Here is an 18304-nt window from a genome sequence, read left to right on the forward strand (position 1 = left end):
TTCGTGATATATGAGGGAATTATATGGCTGGGCACAATAGATTTTCCAAAGGCTCCGAATGGCGGAAGTGGGACCTGCATGTTCACACGCCGGCATCAGTCTTAGAAAATAAGTTTGGTGATGATTGGGATGAATATGTAAAAATACTGTTTAAGAAGGCTATTGAATATGAAATTAGGGCAATCGGGATTACAGACTATTTTCTACCTGAGGGATATAAAATCCTAAAAGAACAGTATCTGAATGACCCAGCTAAGATGGCATCTATTTTTTCTTTTGAAGAGATTGAAAAAATAAACAAGATTGCCGTTTTTGTGAATATTGAGTTTAGATTGACCAAGTTGATCATAGGGAAGAATAACGATCTTGCGTGGAATAGGAAAGTAAATTATCACGTGATTTTGTCGGATGAATTAGAAATTGATCTAATCTATTCTGAATTTGTTTCTCAGATTCAGATTTCTTTTGACTCTGCGACTGGCAGTCAAGCGGAAAAGAGACCTCTTACAAAATCTAACCTTGAGAATCTGGGGCGCCGACTTATAGATGAGCATCCTCCATTTTCGAAAAGTGGCACTCCTCTTTTTGTTGGTATGATGAACGCTTCAGTAGATGAAGAGGACTTGATTCGTTTGTTAAAAGGTAACTCGCAATTAAAGGATAAATTTTTACTTGGATTACCTGCCGATGAAGACTTGAGTGATGTTCATTGGAATTCGCAAGGCCACTCGTTGCGCAAAAACTTAATAAAACAAGCGCATTTTATCTTTTCTTCCAATAAAGGAACCATTAATTTCTTGTTGGGGGGTGGCGATAAAGATAGGCAGATAAGGGAGTTTGGTAGTGTCAAACCTTGCTTGTGGGGGTCTGATGCTCATGATTTCGATAAGCTGTATTTGCCGGATGGTGAAAGGCATACTTGGATAAAAGCAGATTTAACTTTTGAAGGGTTGAGGCAAGTTGTTTATGATCCGATATCTAGAGTAAGGATACAGGACTCGAGCCCTCAGCAGAAAAGTAGTTATCAAACTATAGAAAAAGTCAGATTCGTTGATCCGTCTGATAAGATATTTTCCAGTGAGTGGCAATATGTAAATCCAGATTTGACTACTATTATAGGTGGAAAATCCTCTGGAAAATCCCTGCTTCTTTATTATATTGCAAAAGCAGTGAACTCTGTTGAGGTGGCAGAGAAGATTGTTCTCGCTAAAGCAACTTCTTACAAAGATCTTGTAGGAGTTGATTTTGAAGTGCAGTGGTCAAACGGCGAAATTAGCAAGCTTTCGGAACCTACCGACTCAAAACCAATAACCTATATTCCTCAATTGTATATCAATCATTTGGCAGAGGAGGATGGGCGAGAACAGCTAAATGAACTGGTTAAATCAATTCTTTGGCAGAATGAAGATTATAAGATTTTTTCTAAGGTGCAGGAAAAGTTGATACATGATCTGAATGCGGAAATTGATAAACAGGTCAGTAAGATTTTTGAGCTCAGGGGGAAGTTTGCTGAACTCGGAACGGACTTGGCTGGATTTGGGACCCGCCTTTCCATTGAAGAAGAAATAAAAAGTCTTACCTCGACCATTCAGCTCCTAAGAGAGAAATCTGGTTTTACACCTGAGCAGGAAAGAGTGTTTTTAAGATTGACGAGGCGAAAAAAGACCTTCGAAAGTCGAGAGGCCGCTATTAAGTCAGCAGTTTTATGTTCTGATCAAGTTCTTGATTCTGTCTCAGTTCGTTCGGCGTCGATGATGACCTCGTTTCGAGATGCTATTGTTGCTGATGTCGATATGTCCCCGGACTCAACCTTTTTGAATGGTTTGTTTGATAGTCTTAATGCTCATGTCCTCGACAGCCTGAAAGACTTTGAAAGTGAAGTCAAACATCGAATGAGTAATAAACCTAAACTGATTCAGGTTTTAAAAGCAAAAATAGCAGCAGTTGATGTTGAATTGCTTCCGTTGATGCAAAAAGTGAAAGATCAAAGTGAGCTTGATTTGTGCAATAACAAGCTGAGAGCTGAAGAGCTAAAACTAAAGGCTGTCGCGGAAATAGAGTCTAAACGAAACGCACTTAAACTTGAGGGGGGGCAGGTTCGAGGAGAACTGCATGACAAGTTTAAAGAGTTGGTGAATAAGTATAAAGAATATGCTTCGGAAGTAGAGAAGCCTGAATATCAGCCTGAAGAAGGCATTAGAATTTATGCTGAGGTTGGTTTTGCAGGTGAGAAATTCTCTGAATTTACTAAGCTGTTCGATGGTCGAGGGAATCTTTCGAACTTGGTAGGGGCGTTAGTTGATGTCAAGGGGGACTATCAATTTGATGTCGAACACTATTCTGATTGGATTGTTGATGTCGATAAAAGGTTGTTGCGTCCTAATGCTGATATACCTGCTAGACGTAAAGGTGTAAGTGAGTCGGATGTTACAAGGCGGCTTTTTAGCGACTGTTTGTATATAGGTTATGTTGTAAGGTATCGTGAAGATGAAATTGCTAAAATGTCTCCGGGTAAAAGAGGATTGGTTTTGTTGAATTTAATCCTTCATCTTAGTAATGCGTCTCACCCTATATTGATCGATCAGCCTGAAGATAACTTAGATAATAGAACTATCTATGATCAGCTTAATTGTTTTATTAGGGAGCGCAAAGCTAAAAGGCAAATTATTATGGTGACGCACAATGCTAATTTGGTCGTCGCTGCGGACTCCGAATGTATAGTTGTTGCGAATCAAGCCGGACAGCAAGCAAATCTTGAGAATGAAAAGTTTAAGTTTGAATACTGCAGCGGAAGTTTGGAGTTGTCTTATGAGGATCTAATGTTAAGTGGAATGTTGAAGCGGAAGGGTATAAGGCAGCATGTGTGTGAAATTCTTGAGGGCGGGGTAATAGCTTTCAAAGAACGAGAGCTTAAATACGGTTTTCGAACCTAATTTAGGTTAGGTGATTTCCCCGGTTTCTTTTTTATGAGGTAGTCATGGCTATTTATGCAATTGGGGCGTACTACGATGAAGACGTTAGCGTTAAATTTATTTCACAAGCTATTGCAGGTCCAGGTTGGGGTGTCGAAAAGGCACCGGAACTCCATCAATTCGTTCGTTCGTTAAAGGTGGGTGATGTTGTTTATATTAAGTCAGTGCCACCTTCGAGCCCTGATATAATCGTCAAGGGGGTCGGGTTTGTTGTCGATGATGAGATCGTTTTAGATAGCTCTGTTGTTTCAATTGGCAGGAATATTAAATGGTTGGTGGTCAAACATTTTCGAATACCAAAGCCAGCTGAAAAAAATAATGTTCGATTGAACACTATGTATGAAGAGTTTCATCCGCTGGTGCAGTCTGAAATACTAAAAAAACTTTTTAATAATTGCGATAAATGATTAGTCATTTTTAAATCGTGATGGTTTGATCGTACGGATCCGTCCTACCTAGCGTCGGACTTGCACTTCCCAACCTACCTCGCTAACCTCCCACCCGTCGCTGCCAATTCAGCGAACGGGTGTGGTAGCCCGGATACTTCATAGACCCAGAACGCCTCAGGGCGTTTTTTTGTGCTGGCTGCTTTGTGGCGGCTGTGCATGGGAGGCTTCGGCCTGCCGGGTTCCTATGACCGGTCTACCACCCTGTGTACAGCCGTCTCCCAGTTTGCGTGGTAGCAATAGGGAGAGGCTCACTTCATAGGAGCTTCACAATGATAAAAGACACTCCGAATCCCCCAGGTTCAAACGACCAAACTGACGGTGATCCGACATCCGAACCCCGCGACCCCGCCATGTCCGAACGCCGTCGCAACCCCTTATTCACCACCGTCCCCAATGCGAAGGACGAAACCCTCTTGGTCCACGCCAGCGAAACCCTCGCCTCAGCAAGTGTAATGGCCAGCGAACTCGCCTTCATCCTCTCCGGTCCCAAACGCAATCTAGCCTTGGGCATCGAACAAATGATCGCCCTCGCAGAGCTGTCTGTGAATCGCGTGCTGGATAACGTCGATCCACAGGAGTAGGTGAGGGCATCACTTTTTCCCTGTGCAATAAAAAGCCCGCTGCCCCAATTACGGTCAACGGGCTTTTTAGTAACACGGGATTTGGCTCTCATGGGTCGCTCGATATTTGAAGTCGGCGACTCCCGCGCCTGATCAGCGGCGGGGGGCTTCCTGGCAGTGGTTGGTGATACGATCGTGGCGTGTTGGTCGGCTAAAAAAGCAGAATAAATCGCCATGAAAGCCAGTTTCGAGAAAGTGCCTACCCAAGCAAACGCGTCCTGGACGCTGCTAAACAGGAGGCTTGCCGACGCCATTCCTTTTGAATGGCACCATCATCCCGAGTATGAGCTGACGCTCACCTTGAACAGCCGTGGTCATCGCTACATCAGCAGCGATGTGGCTCCATACGATGACGGAGATCTCGTTTTGGTAGGGCCCAATGTTCCCCACAGCTGGTCGTCAGCTGAGTTGATTCGGCCAGGTCAACCGCATATCGCTCTGGTGATCTGGTTTTCAGAGGCGTGGGCTGAATCGCTGGTGAACCTCTTCCCGGAGATGGCATCGATTCGTTCGCTACTCATCGCCGCTCAAAACGCGCTGACGTTCAGTGAGCGAGCATCTCGCCAGGTCCGGCCGATGATCGAGGCCATGGTCAATCAGCAGCCCCCCGAGCGCCTGGTTACTCTTCTCGTCGTGCTTAACACATTGTCATGCGACGCCGACGCCATCAGAATCCTTCCCGCACAGCCATCGAATGGCAGGGTAAGCATCGTTGAGGATGATCGCATTCACCGGGTGCTGGAGTTTCTGCACTCCAATTATGCCCGCCCGTTGAGTATTCCAGCGTTGGCAGAGATGGCATGCGTGAGTGTGTCGGCATTCCACCGGATGTTTCGCAAGCACACCCGTTGTACTGCGCTGGATTACATCGTGCGTTTGCGGATTGGTTATGCGTGTGCCCTGTTGATGCAGGGTAATTCGACTGTTTCGCTCATCGCCGAGCAAGTTGGCTATTCCTCTCAGGCGTTGTTCAACCGTCAATTCAAAGCGCTCAAGGGGCTGACACCGTCGGAGTTTCGGCGGCAGCATGGTCACCTTTTCCAATAGTCCGGGTCGGTAGATCACAGTCTGATGCTCCACTCCTGTCCGAACATGACGCCACAATAGTATTGGAATTTGCGCCTAACCCGACTGCCGCTCCCGTGGCAGGAGGTGCTTCCATACCTGTATGAAAAACAAAAACTACAGGTCTGCCATGAGTAAGTATCAAGCCTTTGAATCCGCTGCACTCCCAGAGAATTATCAGGACAGCATCGTCAAGATGAAGCGCACGCTACGTGCCCAGATTGGTGATGTTGAAGCGTTATTTGCCCAAGTCAGCGATTTCATCTGCGCCGAGATCGCATCGATCAAAGAACAGGAGGCAAGGACTGGCTCGGGATGGCCAATACTTGAATTTGATGACATCGCAAAAGGAAAGGTGAGTGCGGACCAGATAGCGCAGATCAAGCGCCGAGGCTGCGTGGTCATCAGAAACCACTTCCCCCGAGATCAAGTACTGGCGTGGGATAAAGGACTTCTGGATTACCTGGACAAGAATGAATTCGACAGTGTTTATCGCGGTCCGGCTGACCAGTTCTTTGGCAGCCTGGAGGCGTCTCGTCCCGAGATCTTTCCCATCTATTGGTCTCGTTCCCAGATGCAACTGCGTCAAGACGAGAGGATGGGCAAGGCCCAGTCGTTCTTGAATCGTTTGTGGAAGACAAACTCCCACGGCCAATCCTGGTTCAACCCCGATGTCAACGCACTCTATCCTGACCGCGTCCGTCGCCGCCCGCCGGGAACCCATTCCAAAGGACTGGGCCCCCATACCGACTCAGGCGCACTGGAGCGTTGGCTGCATCCGGCTTATCTGAAGGTGTTCGACAAAATCTATAGCAACGAATTTGAGTCCTATGATCCATGGGATGCTGCCTTCCGCACGGAAGTCGATGAGTATGCCTACAAGGATACGGTCAAGTGCTCGGCGTTCCGCACCTTCCAGGGGTGGACCGCGCTCTCGGACATGAAGGCCGATCAAGGTGTTTTGCACACCTTGCCTATTCCTGAAGCCATGGCCTATATGCTTTTGCGGCCCTTGCTCGATGATGTGCCTGAGGACGAATTGTGCGGCGTCGCACCGGGCAAAGTTCTTCCGGTTTCGCAAAAGTGGCATTCGCTATTGGTGGAAGGTCTTACACCGATCCCTGACATTCAGGCAGGCGACTCTGTCTGGTGGCATTGCGATGTGATTCATAGCGTCGCACCAGTCGACGATCAGCAAGGCTGGGGCAACGTCATGTATGTGCCTGCGGCACCCATGTGCCCTAAAAATCTGCGTTACGCCCAGGATGTTTTCCGCGCATTCGAGAAGGGAGCTTCTCCCGATGACTTCCCCCGTGAAGATTATGAAATGTCATGGAAGGACCGGTTTACCCAAGACAACCTGAACGCCATTGGCCGTGCGGGACTGGGGTTGGACGACCCCAAATGACCATAGCTGGCGCAACCTCCTTCCCCAAGCCGTTGCGGATACCATGAAGAACGACGGGCGCTGCGTTGCAGTGCCCGTCAACATCCATCGGATCAATTGACTGTGGATCAACTCCGCCGTATTAAAACAGAGGGCGTAATGCCCTGGCAGAGGGCGGATGTCATTTTTTCTTTTTAGCAGGCTTGTCTGCCTTCTCTGATTTCTTGGCCTTTTCAGGCTTGCTGTCAGCTTTTTTTGCCGATTTCTTTGGTTCGGCGTCTTTTTTCTTGTCTTTCTTTTCGGAAGATTTAGAAAGAGCCGAGGCCGCCGCTGATTTCTTGGCCGGCGATGCCTTTTTGTCCTTCAAATCCTTGCTGGCTTTCGATGCTTCGCCTTTGCTTTTCTTCTCGTCTTTAGCCACGTTAACCACCTCTCGGAGCATGCCGGTATTGGCACATGGCCTGTGGGATTGTCCACAAGCTAATCATTAGGCGAGTGCGTTCAGGAGCGGTTCAAATTTTTTGATGCGTCGAGACAGGTCGGGGGGAGGGGATGGGCTGAGTCATCAAAGCCCGTGAACTGAAAGACTGACGAAAGCTTCCCTGCGTAACCTCCGTGCAGTACCTCTGCTATCGTGTAAAAACCTCTGGTCGCTCATTTGGGCGATTTCCGTAAGCTCGCTTTACGGCACCGTCATCACGGTCAGATTCGCGAGTTAACGGGAAACGAATCAATGGACACGCCGCCGGTAGATCGTCCTTCCACCGAACCCCAGTCTCGCGCCGAGAAGCTTGCCGAGTTTCGTCGACAACAAACCTTGCTCAAGACCGGCGCCCTTCAAGACGCCATCTTTAACAGTGCCTACTTTTCCAGTATCGCCACCGACGAAAAAGGCGTCATTCAGATCTTCAATGTCGGCGCCGAACGCATGCTCGGTTATCTGTCGGAAGACGTGATCAACAAAATCACCCCGGCCGACATTTCCGATGCCGACGAATTGGTTACCCGCGCCGCGGCGCTCAGCCTTGAGCTCAAGACACCGATCACGCCAGGGTTCGAAGCGCTGGTATTCAAGGCGTCCCGAGGTATTGAAGATATCTATGAGCTGACCTACATCCGCAAGGATGGCAGCCGGCTGTCGGCGATGGTGTCGGTCACCTCGTTGCGCGACAGCACTGAAACCATCATCGGCTATCTGCTGATCGGCACCGATAACACCGCGCGCAAGCAGGAAGAAGCCGCGCAGGCGTTGCTGGATCAGCGTCTGCGCGACCAGCAGTTTTATACGCGCTCATTGATCGAGTCGAACATCGATGCCCTGATGATGACCAATCCCCAGGGCATCATTACCGACGTCAACAAACAAATGATGGCGTTGACGGGGCGGACCCGGGACGAATTGATTGGCGCGCCGTGCAAGAATTTTTTCACCGACCCGGCCCGTGCTGACGCGGCGATCAAGCGCGTACTCAGTGAAAACAAAGTCAGCGATTACGAGCTCACCGTGCGCGCCTACGATGGCACCGAAACTGTCGTTTCCTATAACGCGGCGACCTTTCATGATCGCGATCGCAAGCTGCAAGGCGTGTTCGCCGCCGCCCGGGATGTGACGGAGCGCAAGCGCTTCGATCGCACGCTGGAAGAGAAGAATATCGAGCTTGAACACGCCAGCCACATGAAGTCCGAATTCCTCGCCACCATGTCCCATGAGCTGCGCACGCCGCTGAACGCCATCATCGGTTTTTCCGAAGCGCTCAAGGACGGCATGGTCGGTGATATGACCGATACCCAGCGTGAGTACATCGGCGATATCTTCACCAGTGGCCAGCACTTGCTGTCGCTCATCAATGACATCCTCGACCTGTCCAAGGTCGAAGCCGGGATGATGGAGCTGGAGCTGGAGCCGGTCGAACTGCAAAGCCTGCTGAGCAACAGTTTGTTGATCGTGCGCGAGAAGGCCGCACTGCAACGCATCCAGTTGAAGCTCGAAACCGATACCGAGCTTGGCACCTTCGAACTCGATCTGCGCAAGACCAAACAGATCATCTACAACCTGTTGGCCAATGCCGTGAAATTCAGTGCACCGGGCGACGTGGTGACCGTGGCGGTGCGCCAGGTCGAAAGGGCTCAAGTGGGCACGATCGAGGGAGACTGGCCAGCGTACGGCTTCCAGCTCGCGGACAGCGACTATGAGGAATTTCTGGAGCTGAGTGTCAGCGACACCGGCATCGGCATCGCCCAGAGCGATATGGACAAGTTATTCAGGGCCTTCAGTCAGATCGATAGCAGTCTGGCGCGTAAATTCGAGGGCACCGGTCTAGGCTTGGCAATGGTCAAGCAACTGACTGAACTCCATGGCGGCAGTGTCGCCGTGGCCAGTCGTGAAGGCACGGGCGCCCGATTTGTGGCGTGGTTGCCTATCCGTCGTTCCCCCAGTGTGGAGGCGCCGTGGCTGAAATCCTGATCGTCGAAGACAACGCCGCCAACATGCGTCTGGCCCGGCTGCTGCTCACCAGTGCCGGGCACAGTGTCGTGTGCGCGACCGATGCGGAAACCGGCCTGAAACTGGCGCGCGAGCGGCAGCCGGCGCTGATTCTCATGGACATTCAGTTGCCGGGAATGGACGGCCTGAAGGCCACCTCGCTGCTCAAGAGCGATGCGCTGACAGCGGCGATCCCGGTGATCGCGCTCACCGCCATGGCCATGAAGGAAGACGAGGAAAAAACCCGCCTGGCGGGCTGCAATGCCTACATCATCAAGCCGTTACGCTACAAAGAGCTCTACCGGGTCATCGATACGTTGCTGCAAAACAATCTGCCTCAACAGCCCTCTACTTGAGCTCTTTCCATGTCCGACATTGCCGCTACTTTATTGATCGTCGACGATGAACCGCATGTCTGCAAATTGCTGCAGATCCTGTTGCAGAACCAGGGGTATCAGACGTTAACGGCGGGTTCGGGCGAAGAAGCCCTGCTCATGGTCGCGCAGCAACCGCCGGACTTGATCCTGCTCGATATCATGATGCCGGGCATGGATGGTTTCGAAGTCGCCCGCCAGCTGAAAACGGACAAAGCCACCTCGAACATCCCGATCATCATGCTGTCCGCCCTCGGCGAGCACAGTGCGCGGATTTCCGGGCTGGAAGCGGGCGCCGAAGATTTCCTCAGCAAACCGGTGGAGAGCGCCGAGTTGTGGCTGCGGGTGCGCAACCTGCTGAGGCTCAAGGCGTTTGGCGATTACCTGAAAAGCCACAGTCTGATGCTGGAAGAGCAACTGCAACAGCGCACCATCGACCTCGAGCGTTTTCGTTCGGCGATGGACGCGTCGGGTGACGCGATTTTCCTGATCAACCGCAGCACCATGCGGCTGATCGAGTTCAACCGCCGTGCCTGCCAAGTGCTTGGCTACACCCCGCAAGAGCTCCTGTGCAAGACACCGGCCGATCTCAGTGACGACTCCACCGAAGAGCTGGAGGATTTGTACGACCAGATCATCGCCGGCCGAGGCCCCATCGAAGCCACGGAAACGCAGATCCGCTGCAAGGACGGCAGTTTCCTGCCGGTAGAAATCCACCGCCAAGCCTTTAAGACCGGGGATGACTGGATCATCGTCGGCATCGCGCGGGACATCACGCAGCGCAAGGAAAACGATCAGCGCATGCTGAAAATGGCCCATTACGACACGTTGACCGGGCTGCCCAATCGCAAACTATTCTTCACCACCTTGCAAATGGGGCTGACCCAGGCGTCGCTCAGTCATTGGCAACTGGCGGTGGTGACCGTCGACCTGGACGACTTCAGCAGCGTCAACGAAACCTGGGGCCACCTGCTGGGCGATCGAATGCTGGCGGAGTTGGGCCAGCGACTGACCAACTGCCTGAATGTGAGTGACACACTGGGGCGCATGGACGGTGACGAATTTGCGTTGATCCTGATGATTCGCGAGGGCCAGGTGGACCCGCTGCAAACCGTCGAGCGCATACGCGAAACACTGCGCGAGCCTTTTCAGCTCGGTGGTCAATCAACCGCGATGACCGCCAGCATTGGCATTGCCCTGTACCCGGATGACGGGGACGACGCACACGGGTTGATCAAGCACGCGAACACCGCCATGCACCGGGCGAAGAAGATTGGCCGGGATACTTATCGGTTCTACACGGCGCAAATGAATGAAGAGGCCTCGGCGCGACAATCGATGGAAACCGCGTTGCGTGAGGCCGTGAAGCAGCAGGCGTTCGAGCTGTTTTACCAACCCAAGATCGGCCTGGCCGACGGCCGCGTGTGCGGGCTGGAAGCCCTGTTGCGCTGGCCACGTCCGGGGCAGGCGAATGTCTCGCCGGCGGTGTTCGTACCGATACTGGAAAGCCTCGGGCTGATTACCCAGGTCGGCAACTGGGTGATTACCCGTGTGTGCAAGCAAATCGCCGATTGGCAAGGCGCCGGGAAAGGGGCTTTCCAGGTGGCGGTTAACGTTTCCGGCCAACAGATCATCGAAGGTGATCTGATCGCCAGCATCCGCCAGGCCCTGATCGATCATCAGATCGAACCCCACTGGCTTGAGATCGAGCTGACGGAAAGCTCGCTGATGGAGAACACGGCGCACACCATCGCCAGCTTGCAGACCCTGCAACAACTGGGGGTCAAAGTGTCCATCGACGACTTTGGCACCGGCTATTCAAGCCTCGCGTACCTGCGGCGGTTTCCGATCGACAAACTCAAGATCGACATCGCCTTCATCCGAGAAGTGACGAGTAACCCCCAGGACGCGGCCATTGCCAGGACCATCATCGAATTGGCCCACAGCCTCAACCTGCAAGTGGTCGCCGAAGGGGTGGAGACCCCCGAACAACTGGCGTTCCTGACGGCCAACGGTTGTGATCAGGTGCAAGGCTATCTGTTCAGCCGGCCACTGCCCGTCACGGAGTTGGAGTCTTTTCTGCAGGGGCAGCAGTGCTTCACCTGATCTGATCCATATCAGCGGGATCAGGCAAGAATTCAGCAGAATGCAACCATCGCTCCGGCCCACCCAAGTCGTACCCTGTACGCACCACGGCGCCATTTAGCCGCCAAGTCCCCCAGACGGTTGACGCTCAATCGACCGCTCCTGTCATCCACTTGAACGATTCAGCAACTACGCTACTCCTCTTGTATTCAACATCCGACTCAAAAGGCGATCGCAATGACCAAGACTTACAGCTATGCCGCGCAAGGCGCCAAGGACTCGCTCAAGCCTTTCACCTTCGAACGTCGCGCTCCGGGCGCTGATGATGTGCAGATTGATATCCTCTATTGCGGCGTCTGCCATTCCGACCTGCACACCGTAAAAAACGAGTGGCACAACACGATGTATCCGTCGGTGCCGGGCCATGAAATTGTGGGTCGTGTCACCGCCGTTGGCGCGAACGTCAGCAAGTTTAAAGTCGGTGATCTGGCTGGCGTTGGCTGCATGGTCGACAGTTGTCAGAGCTGCGCATCGTGCGCGGAAGGTGAAGAGCAATATTGTGAAAGTGGCTTCACCGGCACTTACAACGGCCCGGTGTTTGGCGGCGAGAACACCTTCGGCGGTTACTCGGACAATATCGTGGTGAAGGAGAAGTTCGTTCTGCGCATCTCCCACGGTGACGCCAATCTGGCTGCTGTCGCGCCGCTGCTCTGCGCCGGCATCACCACGTATTCGCCGCTGCACCACTGGAAGGTTGGTCCTGGCAAGAAAGTCGGCGTGGTCGGTCTCGGCGGTCTGGGGCATATGGCGGTGAAGATTGCGCATGCCATGGGCGCGCATGTGGTGTTGTTCACCACGTCGCCGAACAAGCGTGAAGACGGTTTGCGTCTGGGCGCCGATGAAGTGGTGGTGTCGAAGAATCCGGATGAGATGGCCAAGTTTGCCAACACCCTGGATTTCATCCTCAACACCGTTGCTGCGCCACATGATCTGGACGCGTTCCTTGGCCTGCTCAAGCGCGATGGCACGATGACGCTGGTCGGCGCGCCGGACAGTCCGCATCCATCGCCGTCGGTGTTCAACCTGATCTTCAAGCGCCGCAGCCTGGCCGGTTCGTTGATTGGCGGGATTCAGGAAACCCAGGACATGCTGGATTTCTGCGCCAAGCACGGGATTGTTTCGGATATCGAGATGATCAACATTCAGGACATCAACGAAGCCTATGGCCGGATGTTGAAGGGCGATGTGAAGTATCGGTTTGTGATTGATATGAGCAGCCTCAAGAAAGAAGCGAATGCTGCCTGATTGAGGGTTAATCAACCCTGCTTGAAATAAGGAAAAAACCCGCTGGAGCCATCACGGTCCAGCGGTTTTTTTTATGGATTTTCTGAATGGATGGTGGCGCGTGGCTACTGTAGTATCGGCCCGCTGAGCCTGTCGACGATGAAATGGTGTTGCACGGGCTAATGGAGCTACTTAATGGCTGACAAGGATATGGAATGAGTTTGCCAATTGATTTTTCTGCTGAGCAATACCTTGTTTTACACCCTGACGTGCGATTGGCCGGCATCGATCCTGCCGTTCATTATGTGAACTGGGGCCAGGGAGAAGGGCGTCCTTATAAACCCAGTCCTGATCCGCTTCTTTCCAAAGTCAGGGGTGAATTCCATTTCGATGGATTGAGGACCGTGCACAATCACGACTTCATGAGCGACCCACGTTACATCACAGCTTATGACCGTGGCGTTCAGGCCTCCGGCACTGACTATCAATGGTATTGGCGTGTTCACATGGGGCTGTGGGCGGCACGTACCGCCGCGAATCGCCCAGGTGATTTTGTCGAGTGTGGCGTCAATTACGGTTTTCTAAGTTCAGCGATCATGGCGGATCTGGACTGGGACTACACCGGCAAAACGTTTTATCTGCTGGACACTTACTCGGGTATCGACGATCGGTTTTTGTCCGCCGAAGAGAAAACGGGCGGTGTTTCGGGTAAAAGCCAGAAGTGGGTCGGCGACGGCACTTACACCTCGAATATTGATGCGGTCAGGGCCAACTTCTCGGAATGGTCGAATGTGAGGATCATTCAGGGCTCGATCCCTGACACGCTGACTCAGATTGAGTCGACCCAGATTGCTTACTTGCACATCGATATGAATTGCATGTTGCCTGAAGTCGCGGCCCTTGAATTTTTATGGGATCGCCTGGTGCCGGGCGCGATCGTTTTGCTGGATGACTACGCGTTCTTTGGCTATCAACCGCAAAAGGACGGGATGGACGAGTGGGCTGCAAACAGGAACATTGCGATCGCCAGTCTGCCGACGGGGCAGGGGCTTTTGATCAAGCCATGACGGCATCACCGTTGCGCTATGGAAACCCTGTAGCGCGACGGGATCGATGACCCGCGCATCCCCTATCCCGACGTACAAAAGATTCTCCCTATCACGCCCTAACACTGCGCCTATTAGCAGTCCCCTCCAGACGGTCTAGTCTTACCGTTGCGCCAGCGCATGCTGGCCGCTTAATACCCTGATAACGAGATAAGAAAGAGTCACAGGCTTGCCGTGGGCCCGCGTGCTGGCGAATCGATCGCCCATTTCTGGAATTCCCGTGTGGCCATATGGGGTAGTTGATCGAACTGCCTGGCCCAGCAGCCTATGTCCTTGATTTCACTCATTGCTATTGCAGGCCCGTCGGGCCGGGTAGCTGGATGAACACGACCAAAGGTAGCTCTTACATGGCAACTGAATCGAAATGCCCGTTCAATCACGCCGCTGGCGGTGGCACGACGAACCGCGACTGGTGGCCGAATCAACTGAACCTGAAGATCCTGCACCAGCACTCGTCCCTGTCCGATCCCCTGGACGAGGGCTTCAACTATGCCGAGGCGTTTAAAAAACTGGATTTTGCGGCGGTCAAAGCGGACTTGAATGCGCTGATGACCGACTCGCAAGACTGGTGGCCGGCGGACTTCGGTCACTACGGGCCGTTCTTTATTCGTATGGCCTGGCACGCGGCCGGTACGTATCGCACCGGTGATGGGCGCGGCGGGGCGGGTTCGGGTCAGCAACGCTTTGCGCCGCTCAACAGTTGGCCGGACAACGTCAGCCTCGACAAGGCGCGGCGGCTGCTGTGGCCGATCAAGCAGAAGTATGGCCAGAACATTTCCTGGGCGGACCTGATTGTCCTCACCGGCAACGTGGCGCTGGAGTCCATGGGCTTCAAGACTTTTGGTTTCTCTGGTGGTCGTCCCGATGTTTGGGAGCCGGACGAAGACGTGTACTGGGGTTCCGAAACCAAGTGGCTCGGCGGCGACACCCGCTACGACAAGGCAAATCCTCCCGTGGAAGCGCCGGGCGACGGTCCTCTGGTAGCCGAGCCGGGGAAAAACGAGGAGAGCCGTACCGACCACGGCCGCAACCTTGAGAACCCGTTGGCCGCTGTGCAAATGGGCCTGATCTACGTCAACCCTGAAGGCCCGGAAGGCGAGCCCGACCCGGTCAAGTCTGCCTTGGACATCCGCGAGACTTTCGGCCGCATGGCCATGAACGATGAAGAAACCGTGGCGTTGATCGCCGGCGGCCACGCCTTCGGCAAGACCCACGGCGCCGGACCTGCCGACAATGTCGGTGCAGAGCCGGAAGCGGCAGGACTTGAACAACAGGGCTTCGGCTGGAAGAACAGTTTCGGCACCGGCAAAGGGCCGGACACCATCACCAGCGGCCTGGAAGTGACCTGGACCACCACGCCAACCAAGTGGAGCAACAACTACCTGGAAAACCTGTTCGGCTTCGAGTGGGAACTGACCAAAAGCCCGGCAGGCGCGCACCAGTGGACCCCGAAAAACGGTGCTGGCGCTGGCATCATTCCAGATGCTTTCGATCCGTCGAAACGGCGTAACCCCACCATGCTGACCTCGGACCTGGCGCTGCGCTTCGACCCGATCTACGAGCCGATCTCCCGACGCTTCCTTGAGAACCCGGACCAACTCGCCGACGCGTTCGCCCGCGCCTGGTTCAAGCTGATTCACCGCGACATGGGGCCGCTGTCACGCTACCTCGGCCCGGAAATGCCCGCCGAAGAATTGCTCTGGCAGGATCCGATTCCGGACCTCGACCACGAGGTGGTCAACGACAGCGATATCGCTGCACTCAAGAGTAAAGTGCTTGCCTCGGGGCTGAGCGTTTCGCAACTGGTCTCGACCGCTTGGGCCGCGGCTTCGACTTTCCGTGGCTCCGACAAACGCGGTGGTGCCAACGGTGGACGCCTGCGTCTGGAACCGCAGAAGTCCTGGCAAGCCAACCAGCCGGATCAATTGGCCAACGTGCTGGGGAAACTTGAAGGCATCCAGCGCGAGTTCAGCAACGGCGGCAAGAAAATCTCCCTGGCCGACCTGATCGTGCTGGCCGGCAGCGCTGGCGTTGAGCAAGCGGCGAAAAACGCGGGCCACAACGTGACAGTGCCGTTTACCCCGGGGCGGATGGACGCGTCGCAAGAGCAAACCGACGTCGAATCGTTCGGCTTCCTCGAACCGATCGCCGACGGCTTCCGCAACTACCTCAAAACCCGCTACAGCGTACCGGCCGAGCACCTGTTGATCGACAAGGCCCAGCAACTGACCCTCACCGCGCCAGAACTGACTGCATTGATCGGCGGGCTGCGAGTGCTCAACACCAACGTCGGCCAAACCAGGCACGGCGTCTTCACCCAACGACCAGAAGCGCTGACCAACGACTTCTTCACCAACCTGCTGGACATGGGGGTGGAGTGGAAACCGACGTCGGATGCGCAGGAGCAGTTCGAAGGACGGGATCGCAAAACCGGCGCAGTTAAGTGGACGGCGACCCGGGTTGACCTGGTCTTCGGCTCACACGCGCAGTTGCGGGCGTTGGCCGAGGTGTATGCCAGCAGCGATGCGAAGGAGCGGTTTGTTAAGGACTTTGTCGCGGCATGGGTCAAGGTGATGAACCTTGATCGGTTTGATTTGAAGTGATCTAAGCAGCAAACAGCCCGCTGAACCGGTAACGGTCAGCGGGCTTTTTTTTGCCCTGCATTTACACAAACCCCGTAGGAGCGAGGCTTGCCCGCGAAAGCGATATGTCAGTCAACATCAATGTTGGATGTACCGCCGCCTTCGCGAGCAAGCATCGCTCCTACACGGAATGCGGTCATCTGATCCGTATTTTCCAGCGTCATCTGCCTCTGTAACCAGATCAGCCCGAGTCCCACAATGCCTCACCGGCCCGGCCGCCTGAAGTGAACACACTTCACTGCGCCTGTTGCGCCGCAAACTCAAGTGGTAGGAGGCCTTATGGCTAAGATGGCGATTTTCCTGGGTGGGTTTCTGGTGCTGACTATCTTGATTGGCGTCCTTGCCACGATTTCTCCGACGTGAAGAAAACCCTGTGGCGAGGGAGCTTGCTCCCGCTGGGGCGCGAAGCGCCCCCTTCAGGCGCTGCGGTGTGCCAGAAATAACCGAGTCACCGAATGGGGGCCGCTACGCAACCCAGCGGGAGCAGGCTCCCTCGCCACAGGTGGCTTCCTCTAGTTGCCATCCGCAACCTTGCGTTCAATCTCATCAACCTTCTTCTGCAGCTCCTCCGCATCCTGCTCTTTAACCCGAGTCGAGGAGGGTGTAATCACCTCATCCACGCCTCGAGTATCGTCATCTCGATCCTCAAGATCGCGTTCCACCACATTCACCGGTTTGCCGGATGCATCGGTGGGCGTTGCTTTCGATTCATCGTTCATTTCGCATACCTCCATTGACCGTAATCATTGGAGGCACCGTTAGGCCCAGAGTTCGAGATTTCTACAGTTCACTCTCGCGCCAGCGCCGCGCCTGTACCAGCACTGCCGGAGCAAAGTGCAGCATCACCATGCGTACCAGGTGATGGGTCAGGATGAACACCACATTCAGCCCGCCGCTGAAGGCGACGATGGCGATGGTTTCGATGGCGCCGGGCATGTAGGCCAGCCACAACGACAACGGGTCGCTGCCCAGTACTCGTGAGGCGAGGACTGCAAACGCGGCGGCGATGAGCACCATCAGCGAGACGGACATCACGCCGGAGCGTCCATGGCGGACCAGATCCGCCAGGGAGATATCCTTGAATTTGGAACCGATCAGCGTGCCGAGGATGACGGTGGCAAAGTTGACGCTCCAGGGCGGCATCTGGAAGTCCGGCAGGAAACCCATCTTGACGTAGACGCCGGTGGCGACGATAGCGGTGAGCATGAACGGTGCCGGAACGCCGATGCGCAGGAGCACGCGACCGATGCCGATGCACAAGGCGATCAGCGACAGAACGATCACCACGGTGCCCGTAAGCAACGGCGAGGCTTCGGCGATCACCAGGTTGGTTTGTGCGGGGATGAGAAAACTGACCAGCACGGTAATCGACAGCAACCGCACCAGGTGCACGACGATCACTTTGCCGGACGCCCGTTCGGACTCCAGCAAATCGAACACCGCCGCGAGGGCGCCGGGGTAGACGGCCAGCAGCGAGTCCTTGAGGTTCCAGCCAGACACCCGGAACAGCCAGAAACCGGCCACGCTGATCTGCACGGCCAGGCACACAAACAGAAAGCCCAGGCTCGGCAGCAGCGCGGCGGCGGTGTGGCTATCCCACGCCTTGAACATCAGGCCGGTGGCGATTCCGAGCACGACTTGTACATAGCCGAGGCCCAAAGGCACGGTCGGCGCAAAGTGCAGGTTGCTGGCGATCAGTGCGCTCGTGAGGATTGAACCGAGCAACAGGCCGTGGGGCACGCCGGCGTATTGCAACGCCGCACCTACCCCTGTGGCGATGAGCAAACACAGTAGGGTTTTCATGAGTCTTCCTTGATTCTAGTTGTTTCCCAATGTTT

14 protein-coding genes are annotated in these 18304 nt (G+C 54.2%); 11 read left to right on the forward strand and 3 right to left on the reverse strand.

Going from position 1 to position 18304, the window contains the following annotated elements:
- Nucleotides 1–23: 23 nt before the first annotated feature.
- From ACIOYV_RS00495 to ACIOYV_RS00515, 5 genes are all read left to right on the forward strand, one after another.
- Nucleotides 24–2933: a TrlF family AAA-like ATPase gene (locus ACIOYV_RS00495; RefSeq protein ID WP_401319873.1), complete on the forward strand. Its 2910-nt coding sequence runs from the start codon at nt 24–26 to the stop codon at nt 2931–2933.
- Nucleotides 2934–2977: 44 nt separating this feature from the next.
- Nucleotides 2978–3379 (forward strand): hypothetical protein, encoded by a 402-nt coding sequence (locus tag ACIOYV_RS00500; RefSeq protein ID WP_401319875.1) that lies wholly within the window; start codon nt 2978–2980, stop codon nt 3377–3379.
- Between the two features lie 311 nt (nt 3380–3690).
- Entirely contained in the window at nt 3691–4002 is a 312-nt protein-coding gene (locus ACIOYV_RS00505; RefSeq protein ID WP_401319878.1) for a DUF6124 family protein, read from the forward strand.
- Nucleotides 4003–4215: 213 nt separating this feature from the next.
- On the forward strand, nt 4216–5088 hold the full coding sequence (locus ACIOYV_RS00510) for a helix-turn-helix domain-containing protein (protein ID WP_401319880.1): 873 nt from the start codon (nt 4216–4218) through the stop codon (nt 5086–5088).
- A 148-nt stretch (nt 5089–5236) separates the two neighbouring features.
- Nucleotides 5237–6514, forward strand: a complete 1278-nt coding sequence (locus ACIOYV_RS00515) for a DUF1479 domain-containing protein (protein ID WP_401319882.1) — start codon at nt 5237–5239, stop codon at nt 6512–6514.
- Between the two features lie 160 nt (nt 6515–6674).
- Here ACIOYV_RS00515 and ACIOYV_RS00520 read toward each other — a convergent pair whose 3' ends face one another.
- Nucleotides 6675–6923 (reverse strand): hypothetical protein, encoded by a 249-nt coding sequence (locus ACIOYV_RS00520; protein WP_290029171.1) that lies wholly within the window; start codon nt 6921–6923, stop codon nt 6675–6677.
- 303 nt (nt 6924–7226) lie between these two features.
- Between ACIOYV_RS00520 and ACIOYV_RS00525 the strand changes: the two genes are divergently transcribed.
- From ACIOYV_RS00525 to katG, 6 genes are all read left to right on the forward strand, one after another.
- On the forward strand, nt 7227–8957 hold the full coding sequence (locus ACIOYV_RS00525) for a PAS domain-containing sensor histidine kinase (protein ID WP_401319884.1): 1731 nt from the start codon (nt 7227–7229) through the stop codon (nt 8955–8957).
- Complete coding sequence (locus ACIOYV_RS00530) at nt 8942–9331, forward strand: response regulator (RefSeq protein ID WP_054055281.1); 390 nt, start codon at nt 8942–8944, stop codon at nt 9329–9331. The genes ACIOYV_RS00525 and ACIOYV_RS00530 overlap by 16 nt, the downstream gene beginning before the upstream one ends.
- Before the next feature lie 9 nt (nt 9332–9340).
- Nucleotides 9341–11455 (forward strand): EAL domain-containing protein, encoded by a 2115-nt coding sequence (locus ACIOYV_RS00535; protein WP_401319887.1) that lies wholly within the window; start codon nt 9341–9343, stop codon nt 11453–11455.
- 216 nt (nt 11456–11671) lie between these two features.
- Nucleotides 11672–12739: an NAD(P)-dependent alcohol dehydrogenase gene (locus ACIOYV_RS00540; RefSeq protein WP_401319890.1), complete on the forward strand. Its 1068-nt coding sequence runs from the start codon at nt 11672–11674 to the stop codon at nt 12737–12739.
- A 194-nt stretch (nt 12740–12933) separates the two neighbouring features.
- Entirely contained in the window at nt 12934–13785 is an 852-nt protein-coding gene (locus tag ACIOYV_RS00545) for a TylF/MycF/NovP-related O-methyltransferase (protein WP_401319893.1), read from the forward strand.
- Nucleotides 13786–14171: 386 nt separating this feature from the next.
- Nucleotides 14172–16427 carry a catalase/peroxidase HPI gene (katG, locus tag ACIOYV_RS00550; protein WP_265039394.1) on the forward strand — a complete coding sequence of 752 codons (2256 nt, stop codon included), beginning with the start codon at nt 14172–14174 and terminating at the stop codon, nt 16425–16427.
- A 551-nt stretch (nt 16428–16978) separates the two neighbouring features.
- Here katG and ACIOYV_RS00555 read toward each other — a convergent pair.
- Entirely contained in the window at nt 16979–17185 is a 207-nt protein-coding gene (locus ACIOYV_RS00555; protein ID WP_265039392.1) for a hypothetical protein, read from the reverse strand.
- Nucleotides 17186–17246: 61 nt separating this feature from the next.
- Nucleotides 17247–18269: an AbrB family transcriptional regulator gene (locus ACIOYV_RS00560; RefSeq protein ID WP_401319896.1), complete on the reverse strand. Its 1023-nt coding sequence runs from the start codon at nt 18267–18269 to the stop codon at nt 17247–17249.
- Nucleotides 18270–18304 lie beyond the last annotated feature (35 nt).

Source organism: Pseudomonas sp. NPDC087342 (assembly GCF_044744265.1).
Classification (GTDB): domain Bacteria; phylum Pseudomonadota; class Gammaproteobacteria; order Pseudomonadales; family Pseudomonadaceae; genus Aquipseudomonas; species Aquipseudomonas nunensis.